General features: G+C 70.2%; 8 protein-coding genes. 2 read left to right on the forward strand and 6 right to left on the reverse strand.

Annotation, left to right across the window (positions count from 1 at the left end):
• Positions 1-120 precede the first annotated feature (120 nt).
• Together D7V88_RS35190 and D7V88_RS35195 are read left to right on the forward strand one after the other, a co-directional pair.
• Positions 121-1212, forward strand: a complete 1092-nt coding sequence (locus tag D7V88_RS35190; protein WP_208726658.1) for a metallophosphoesterase family protein — start codon at positions 121-123, stop codon at positions 1210-1212.
• Between the two features lie 124 nt (positions 1213-1336).
• Entirely contained in the window at positions 1337-1864 is a 528-nt protein-coding gene (locus D7V88_RS35195; protein WP_120544975.1) for a hypothetical protein, read from the forward strand.
• Positions 1865-1936: 72 nt separating this feature from the next.
• Here the strand turns inward: D7V88_RS35195 and D7V88_RS35200 are convergent, their stop codons facing one another.
• The 6 genes from D7V88_RS35200 to D7V88_RS35225 all read right to left on the reverse strand — a co-directional run.
• A complete protein-coding gene (locus D7V88_RS35200; protein ID WP_120544976.1) occupies positions 1937-3310 on the reverse strand; it encodes a beta-helix domain-containing protein in 1374 nt (457 codons plus the stop codon).
• Positions 3311-3340: 30 nt separating this feature from the next.
• On the reverse strand, positions 3341-6472 hold the full coding sequence (locus D7V88_RS35205; protein WP_120544977.1) for a TonB-dependent receptor domain-containing protein: 3132 nt from the start codon (positions 6470-6472) through the stop codon (positions 3341-3343).
• Positions 6473-6620: 148 nt separating this feature from the next.
• Positions 6621-7049 carry an ExbD/TolR family protein gene (locus tag D7V88_RS35210; RefSeq protein ID WP_120536925.1) on the reverse strand — a complete coding sequence of 143 codons (429 nt, stop codon included), beginning with the start codon at positions 7047-7049 and terminating at the stop codon, positions 6621-6623.
• 15 nt (positions 7050-7064) lie between these two features.
• Complete coding sequence (locus D7V88_RS35215; RefSeq protein WP_120544978.1) at positions 7065-7472, reverse strand: ExbD/TolR family protein; 408 nt, start codon at positions 7470-7472, stop codon at positions 7065-7067.
• A complete protein-coding gene (locus tag D7V88_RS35220; protein WP_120544979.1) occupies positions 7456-8211 on the reverse strand; it encodes a MotA/TolQ/ExbB proton channel family protein in 756 nt (251 codons plus the stop codon). Before D7V88_RS35220 ends, D7V88_RS35215 begins: the two co-directional genes overlap by 17 nt.
• Positions 8212-8240: 29 nt before the next feature.
• Positions 8241-8774 (reverse strand): energy transducer TonB (locus tag D7V88_RS35225; protein WP_147448990.1); only part of this gene is annotated, 534 nt, incomplete at its 5' end.

An 8774-nucleotide genomic window follows, 5' to 3' on the forward strand; every position in this document is an offset into this window, starting at 1 on the left:
GCTGTCGCTGGTGTACGCGGTGGGAGGTGACACGTGAGCGGTGGGGCGCGCGGGCAGGACGCGGTGCGGGCGGCGTGGATCCGTTCGGAGTCGCGCGGAGGACTCCGCGTCCTGGGCGCGATGGGCCTCACAGCGGCCCTGCTGTCCGCGGGATGCGCGAGGCCGAGCGAGGACCGCGCGGTGCGTGACACGCGCATCGGGCAGGCCGAGGGCGAAGCGTTGACGGTGGAGGTGGAGGGCGGGCTCGCGTCGGTGCGGACGCTGGGGTCGGGCACGCTGGAGCTGTGGGGGCAGGCGCCGGTGTTCACGGTGCGCGTCGCCGCCGATGCGCAGGCGCGAGCGGATTGGCTGCTCACGGTGCACAACGCGATGCCGGACGCGGCGCTGGAGGCGGTGGACGAAGCCGGCGCGCCTCTCGTCGTGGAAGCGCTGCCGGACGCGCACCCGACGGTGAAGGCGTGGCGGGTGGCGTTGCGGCCGGGGACGATGGCGAGGCTGACGGTGGCGCCGCCGGACTGGGACTCGCGGGAGCCGTTCCGGTTCGCGGCGTTGGCGGACGTGCAGGAGGCGCTGTCGAAGGTCGGGGACATCTACACGCGGCTGAACGAGGACCCCACGCTGCGCTTCATCTTCTTCGCGGGCGATTTGACGGAGTACGGGACGCGCGAGCAGTTGGAGGAGTTCCAGCAGCGGTTGGAGGCGGGGTCACGCATCCCGTTGTTCGCGACGCTGGGCAACCACGAGACGTTCACGGACGACGCGCGCGAGTACCAGCGGCTCGTGGGGCGTGCGAGCCAGCACTTCACCTTCCGGGGGGCGCACTTCAGCCTGTTGGATTCCGGCAGCAGCACGGTGGATCCGCTGGTGGAGCAGCACTTCGACGGGTGGTTGGAGGAGGCGCGCGACGCGGTGCACGTGGTGGCGATGCACATCCCGCCGTTGGATCCGATTGGCGTCCGAGGCGGAGGGTTCGCCATCCGGGGCGAGGCTGCCGGGCTGGTGGGGAAGATGGCGCGAGCGGGGGTGGACCTGACGCTCTACGGGCACATCCATTCCTACTATTCGTATTCGAACGCGGGCATCCCGGCGTTCATCTCCGGAGGGGGCGGGGCAATCCCGGAAGCCTTCGACGGGGTGGGCCGGCACTTCCTGGCGGTGGACGTGGATCCGTCGCTGGGGGTGCGGGACGTGGCGTTGGTGCGGGTGGACTGATCCGCGAGGGGTCCTTGACGAAGCGCGCGGGGCCGAGTTTCCGGGCTGTTGGACGACCCCCTTGAAAGGACACTGAACATCTGGGCAGATAGGTGGCCTCAACGCCTTGTGAGGAGGCCTGCCCATGTTCGATTCCCCCGAGAACGATTCCATCTCCCCCGCGCTGCGCGGGTTGCTCGAGCTGTTCGCCACCGACCTGGCCGACGTGAAGTTCCCGGACGTGGACACGGAGGTGCTGGGCGAGGCCGCGGTGCAGGTGCGCCAGAAGGCGGATGCGGTGGCGCGGGCGCAGGCTGCGCTGGACGCGGCGAGGCAGGTGCTGAACGAGAGCCAGGAGTCGCTGCTCCAGAAGGGGCAGCGGGCGCTGGCGTACGCGAAGGTGTTCGCGGAGGACGACGCGGAGCTGGGGGCGAAGCTGGAGGCCATCCACCTGCCGCGTCCGACGCGCAAGGCGGGCCGGTCCGAAGGGCCGCAGGCCACGGTTGAACCGGTGGGCATGGCCCCGGGCTCCGAGGAGAACGCCCCGCGCCGTCGCGGCCGTCCCCCCAAGGTGCGCCCGGTGGCCGGTGGCTCGCTGTTCACCGAAGGCGGCAACACCCCGGAGTCCCTGGCCAACGCGCAGGACGACGCGGCCTCGGGCCTGCCGTCGTAGGACGAAACGAAACCGCGTGCCCCTGGCCAGGCGCCGGGAGCACGCGGTCCGTGTGTCACCACCCGCTCGAAGCTAGTTCTTCGGGAACGCGGTCCAGCCGGCCAGCCAGTTGGTGGTGCCCACCGCGCCGACGAAGCGCGCGCTGGTGTCAAAGCCCGCGCCGGGCGTGGCCGCGTTGTCCGGGTTGAGCGCCGGGGAACCCGCCGCCGGGGTGAAGTCCGGGGCCTCCAGGTTCAGCGCCGCCGTGAGCTGGGGATTCGCGACCTTGTTGTTCAGGCCCACCGCCAGCACCTTCTCCGCCTCCACGAACTTGCTCACGTCCGGGTCGGTGACCGCGCCCGACGCGTCCTTCTTCGGGTTCGGCGCGTTCGGGATGGCCAGCGTGTCGCCCTTGTTGCTCCAGAAGAGCGTGCTCTGCAGCGACAGCTCCGGGGTGGCCGCGTTCCACAGCGCCGCGGAGGCCGTGCCGTCCACGTCGATGGCCAGGTCCGCGAAGTTCGCGACGATGATGTTGCGCAAGAGGCCGCCCGCGCCCGTGTTGAAGACCAGGCCTTCCTGCGCGGGCGCCGTGCCCGCCGGACGCCCGGAGCCGATGAACGTCGCGTTCCAGATCTCCGGCACCGTGTGCGGCTGCGCGCCGTTGTCGTTCTTGTTGCCGGAGGCCTCGATGCCCCGGTTGCCCACCGTCGCGTTCTGCTGGACCACCAGGAACTGCACCTTGCCGCGCCAGCCCAGGTCGAAGTCCAGGCCGTCATCGTCCGTCTGCGTGATGACCACGTGCTTCAGGCCCGCCGTGCCGCCGAACATCTCCACGCCGTCGTCGGCGCCCTTGTGCACCTGCACGTAGTCGATGTCCGTCGCCGTGCCGCAACCGCCCACCGTCAGGCCGTTGAGCTCGTTGTCCTCGGCCAGCTCGTAGCCCGCGAACTCGATGCGCGCGTACTTCAGCGAGCCGCAGTTGTGGGCGTCATCCGTGCCGCCGTACTTCGTCTTCACGTCGCCGCTCGTCGCGAAGAAGCCCTCGACGGTGTTCTCGCCGCCGGCCACGTTGATGCGCGCCTTGCCCAGCAGCACCACGCCGCCCCAGTCGCCGGCCGTGCGCGTGCCAGCCGCCTGCGCGCTGGTGAAGACGATGGGCTTCTCCGCCGTGCCCACCGCGTTGAGCTTCGCCTCACGGGTGACGACCAGCGCGCTGCCCTGATCGCCCAGCACCGTGACGCCCGCCTCGATGGTCAGCGTGCCCTTCTCCACGAACACGTAGTTCTTCAGCGTGTACGTGGTGCCCGCCTTCCACGTCGTGTCCTCGGTGATGTTCGCGCTCACATCCTGCGCGGTGGACTGCGGATCTCCGCCGTCCGGCTTGTTGTCGGTGTCCTTGTCGTCTCCGCAGGCGGGCAGCAGCGTGAGGCTGGAGAGGGCGAGGACGGATGCAAACAGGCGCTTCATGGGTGACGTCCTTTCGGGAGGAAATGGGAGCTACAGGGCCCAGCCGAGCGCGGCGGTGAACGCCATGCCGGGCTTGTACGTCTGCACCGTCACGTCCCCCTGGCGCAGGGTGACGGACGCGTTGAGGAGGTTCGCGGCGGTCAGCTTCAACTGCGTCGCGCCCAGCTTCTGGGTGAGGGTGATGTCCACGCGGTGGAAGGGCCGCTCGTACACGTCCGGCAGGCCCTGCACGCCGACCTCGCTGATGCGCTGGCCGTACACGTTGTAGAGGACCGCGAATTCGGTGCCGCTCTCCGGCCGCTCGTAGCCCACGTTGACGTTGATGACGTAGGGCGACTGGCCCTGGAGCGGACGGTCCTTGTTCGTCTGCGCGCCCACCACCGCGGAGTCACCCAGGTCCACCTGCGACTGGATGAGCGTGAGGTTCGCGCCCACGCGCACCGGGCGCAGGGACGGGCTGAAGCGGGCCAGGGACGTGCGCGCTTCCAACTCCAGGCCGTAGCTGTCCGCGCCCGCGGCGTTCTCGAAGCCCAGGTCTCCGCTGTCCGGGTTGCGGATGACGCGCTCGATGGGGTCCTGGAAGCGCTTGTAGAAGGCGCTCGCGGCGAGCACGTCGTTCTCCTCGACGAACCACTCCACGCGCGCGTCCACGTTGTGGATGCGCGTCTCCAGCAGGTCGGGGTTGCCGGACACGTTCCGGCGGCGCACGAAGTCGAAGAAGATGAAGGGCGCCAGCTCCCGGAACGTGGGCCGCGCCAGCGTGTAGCTGTAGCCCGCGCGCAGGTTCACCTTCTCGGACAGCGCGTAGATGGCGTTGAACGACGGCAGCACATCCAGGTAGCGCTGGTCCGTGCCGCCCTCGCCCTCCACGCCGGTGAAGGGGTCCTTCAGCGTGAGGTTCTGCCGGGAAGCCTCCAGGCGCACGCCGCCCACGAGGCGCAGCGGCTCCACGGGCTTGTAGTCCGCGGACACGTAGCCGGCGTAGATGCCCAGGAAGGCGTTGTAGGCGTCGTCCGCGCGGGTCGTCTCGCGCACGGTGATGGAGGTGCCCACGTTCTCCGGCGAGAAGAGCTGTTCGGGGGACTGGGTGCGGTCCACCGGCGTGTCGTTGAGCAGGTAGCGGAAGCGGCGCGCGTTGAAGTCTCGGAAGGAGACCTGCGTCAGGCCGCCCACCTTCACGCGCAGGTCGGAAGAGAAGGGCAGGGTGAGGTTGACGCTGCCTCCGGTGGACGTCTCTCCCAGTTCGGCGAAGAAGCGCTCGCCGCTGTTGGGCTGGTTGGGGAAGGACAACTGCGCGTCGGGGTTGTTCAGGCTGGCGCTGTAGAGCGTGTCGCGCGTGTCGGGTTCGTCGCGGTCCACGCGGGAGACGTTGGCCTGCCAGTCCAGCTCCGAGTCGCCCAGCAGCCCCAGGCGGTGGAAGCCGCGCAACTGGGTGAAGGACAGCGCGCGGGTGATGAACTGGAGGCGGGTGCTGGCGTAGGAGTCGCCGCGAACGTTGTTGTTGCCGTTGGCGGAGTACGTGCGCGTGTCGGTGCCGCGCGTGTAGAGGCTGAAGAAGGTCAGCTCGTTGTCGCGGTCGAACTGGTAGCCCACGCTGGCAAGTCCACTGAGGTTCGCGGTGGAGAAGCCCTGCGTGGTGCGCGCGACGTCCTGGGGGATGAGCGAACCGGACTCGTCGCGGGACGCGCGGGCGAAGTCGCCCGTCTGCACGCCGTCGCGGTGGCCGTAGTTCACGGTTGCCAGGTAGCCCAGCCGCTGATTGCCGAAGCGCAGCGTGTCGCCCAGCGACGCACCCAGGCCCAGGTTGGGCACGGCGCGCGTGGTGCGCTTCTCCCAGACGTTGGTGAAGCTCTCCCACTGGCCTTCCAACTGCTGCGCTGACTCTCCACCCGCGCCCAGGCGGTGGTCGCGGGGCAGCTCGGACGGCAGGCCGCGGCTGGAATCGGCGAAGCCCAGCGCTTCACCGAAGCCGCCCTGTGCCTGCGAGTTGCGCTCGCGGAAGGTCGTCACGGTGTCGCCGCCCAGGGTGAGGCGCGGCTTGAACTCGAACTGTGACGGGTAGGTGTTGGTCTCGATGAGGAGCGTGCCGCCGCCGAAGGTGCCCGGCAGGTCCGGCGTGTAGCTCTTCACCACGTTGAGGTTCGCGAGCAGGCTCGTGGGGAACAGGTCCAGCGGCACGCTGGGCTCGTCCGGCTCCGGGCTGGGCAGGAGCGCGCCGTTGAGCAGCGTGGTGGCGTACCGGCCGCCCAGGCCGCGCAGCAGGACGTACTTGCCGTCCACCACGGTGGCGCTGACCACGCGCTTCACCGCGTCACCGGCGCTGGAGTCCGGCGTGCGGGCAATTTCCTGCGCGCTGATGGCGTCGGAGACGGCGGCGGCCTTCTTGCGGTCCTGGAGCAGGGCGCCCTCGGCGCGGCGGTCGGAGCGGGCTTCGACGACGACTTCCTGCACCGCGCCCACGTCCGCGCTGAGCGCGACGTCCAGCTTCGTGGCCTTGCCCTGGGTGACGATGACGCCGGTGATGCGGCGGCCCTGGTACACGTCGTAGAAGGCGCGCAGGTCGTACTTGCCCGGCGGAAGCGCGAGCCGGTAGTTGCCGTCCAGGTCGGTGAGGGCCTGCTTCTGGGAGCCCGTCACCACCTTCACGGTGGCTTCGATGAGGCCCTCGCCGTTGGCCTCGTCCGTGAGGCGGCCGTAGATGCCGGTGAAGCCAGGGGGCGGCGCGGCGGACTCCGCGAGGGCTTCATCGCCCATCGCGGCTTCGTCGGACGCGGTGGCTGCGGACGGATCCGCCTCGGTGCCGGACTGCGCGGCGGCCGGAGCGGAAGGATCCACGGGCTGCGCGGCCTGCGCGGAAGCGACAGCCCCGGGCTGTGTGGACTCAGGGCTCACGGACGCCGGATTCGCGGCGCTCCCGGGCTGGGTCCCCAGCGAAGGCGCGGGACTCGTCGGCAGTGCCCCGTCCGGCTGTGACGCGGCGGATCCACCCGGAGTTCCCGGCGGAGACGCAATCTCCCCGGCGGGCTGCGTGCCGGGCGTGGCGGAGGGAGAGGGCGCAAGAGGGGCTGTCGGCTCGGCGCCGGGGGCCTGCGCGAAGGCAGGCTGGGTGATGAGCACGAGTGACGCCACGAGGGCGCGCACGAAGTTCGAACGAGACAACACGGCTCTCCTTGCCGACAGCGACGCGCAATCAACGCGACGCCCGTGGCATTGGGATGAAGGGTTTGTGACGTCTCTGGCGGGGAACGGAAAACTTGGTGTCACGGACCGCGCGCGGCTCGCACCGCGCGCGGGACACCCGCTGCACGACTCAGTCCGCGAGTCGCTCTGGCAGCACGGCGACGGTGATGTTTCCACCCCGCGCCAGGTCCAGCACTTCCATGGCACTGCCGTACGGCACCGCGTCGCTCGCGTCGAAGAAGACGATCTTGTCCGCTCGCGCGTTGAGCATGCGCCGCAGGCGCTCCACCACCTGGTCGCGCGGCACTTCCTCGCGGTTGATGCGCAACGTGCCGGCCTTGTCCACCGTGAGCACCACGGGCGGCTTCGCGTCTGGCGGCGGGGGCGGTGTGTCCTGCGTCTTGTCCGCCTTCGCCGGCACGTTCATCCACAGGTGCTTGGTCATCAGCGGCGTGACGACCATGAAGATGATGAGGAGGACCAACACCACGTCCACCAGGGGCGTCACGTTCATCGTGGGGCGGATGCCGCCCTTGCTGCCACCGACGTCGAAAGCCATGGCGCGTGCCTCCCCTTACTTCTTCTGCCGGTCGATGACCTGCAGGCTGATGCCCGGGAAACCAATGTCCTGCATCGCCTTGAACACGCTTCTCACCTGCACGTACGCCACGCCCCGGTCCGCCTTGAGCACCACGGGCGCGTCCGGCTTCGCCTGGCGCAGCGTCTTCAGCTCCACCACCAGCGCGTCCCGCGTCAGCTCCTTGCGGTCCAGGAAGAACGACCCGTTCGCCGCGAGGCTCACCGTCGTGGGCTCCAGGTTCTTGTTCTCCGGATCCGGATTCGTCGCGACGGGCAGCTCCACCGCCGCGCCCGCCTCCAGTTGCGGCGTGACGACCATGAAGATGATCAGGAGGACGAGCACCACGTCCACCAGCGGCGTCACGTTCATCTCCGGGGTGATGCTCCTACGCGTGGCCGACATCGGTGGCCTCGGCGCGGGTGGAGACGACATCCGCGCTGCTCGCGTGCGGCGCGTGGGCGGCCACCGCGCGCTTGTCGCCGGACATGTCCTCCAGGTGGTCCAGGAACTCGCCGCGCGCCTGCTCCAGGGAGAGCAAGAGCGCGTCCGCGCGGGTGGACAGGAAGTTGAACATCAGCACCGCGGGGATGGCGACGAGCAGGCCCAGCGCGGTGACGACCAGCGCCTCCGCGATGCCGGCGGACACCGCGCCCAGGCCGCCGGAGCCCTCCTTCGCGATGCCGGCGAAGGCCTCGATGATGCCCACCACCGTGCCCAGCAGGCCGACGAACGGCGCCACCGAACCCACCGTGGCCAGCACCGACATGCCCCGGCGCACGTCCGCGGTGATGCGCTCGTTGATGCGCACCAGGTCGCGGCGCGTGAGCTCCACCGCGCCCAGCTTGCCGGCGGGCGCGCGGGACTTGGACAGGAACGTCTTCATGCCGCCGCCCAGCATCATCGCCAGGTGGCTGCTCTTGTTGCCTTCGGCCTCCTTCACCAGCGCGTCGTGCTGCTGCTGCGCGAGGAGCGGACCGGCGCGGCCGGCGAACTTGCGGGACGCGGCGCGCGAGCGGAAGTAGACGAACAGGCGCTCGAAGAAGACGGCCAGCGACGCGACCGCGAAGGCGATCAGCGTCCAGGCGATGCCCAGGGCGAAGACGCCCATGTGCGCGTAGATCTCTTTGAGGTTGAAGTTCATGGCGGTGTGTTCCCGGGGGAAGGAGGGCGTCAGGACTTGAGGCGGAAGGGGACCTTGAAGATGCGGAAGACGGCGGTGGGCTGGCCGGACACGACGGCGGGCCGGAAGCGCCACGTGCGCACGGCGGCTAGCGCGGCGCTGGCGAAGGGCTCATCCCCGCGCATCACCTTGAGTCCGGTGACGCGGCCGTCCACCTCGACGACACCCTTGAGGATGACCAGGCCCTCCTGACCCTTGGAGCGGGCATCGGAGGGGTATTCAGGCAGCAGGTTCGCGGACAGCGGCTCCGGAGGCGTGGCCGACTCCGGCAGGTTGATGGGCTGGGCGCGACCGCCGCCAATGGCCATCCCCTCACCGCTGCCGACACCGCCCACCACACCGCCAGGGACGAGCGTCCCGGTGCCACCGACGGCCATGGGCGCCGCGGCGACGATCTCCTTCTCCGCTTCCGGCGGCTTGTCGAGCGGCACCGCGTCCGGGGCCTTCAGCGGGGCGGGCGCGGTGACGGGCGCGGCGGGAGGCGGCGCCTTGGCGAGCGCGGGAGGCGCGGCGCGGGGCGTGAC

The organism is Corallococcus terminator (genome assembly GCF_003611635.1).
Taxonomy (GTDB): Bacteria; Myxococcota; Myxococcia; order Myxococcales; family Myxococcaceae; genus Corallococcus; species Corallococcus terminator.

Coding starts and splice junctions, on each gene's coding strand:
- D7V88_RS35190 (WP_208726658.1), top strand. CDS start 121: ATGGGCCTCACAGCGGCCCTGCTGTCCGCGGGATGCGCGAGGCCGAGC.
- D7V88_RS35195 (WP_120544975.1), top strand. CDS start 1,337: ATGTTCGATTCCCCCGAGAACGATTCCATCTCCCCCGCGCTGCGCGGG.
- D7V88_RS35200 (WP_120544976.1), bottom strand. CDS start 3,310: ATGAAGCGCCTGTTTGCATCCGTCCTCGCCCTCTCCAGCCTCACGCTG.
- D7V88_RS35210 (WP_120536925.1), bottom strand. CDS start 7,049: ATGGCTTTCGACGTCGGTGGCAGCAAGGGCGGCATCCGCCCCACGATG.
- D7V88_RS35215 (WP_120544978.1), bottom strand. CDS start 7,472: ATGTCGGCCACGCGTAGGAGCATCACCCCGGAGATGAACGTGACGCCG.
- D7V88_RS35220 (WP_120544979.1), bottom strand. CDS start 8,211: ATGAACTTCAACCTCAAAGAGATCTACGCGCACATGGGCGTCTTCGCC.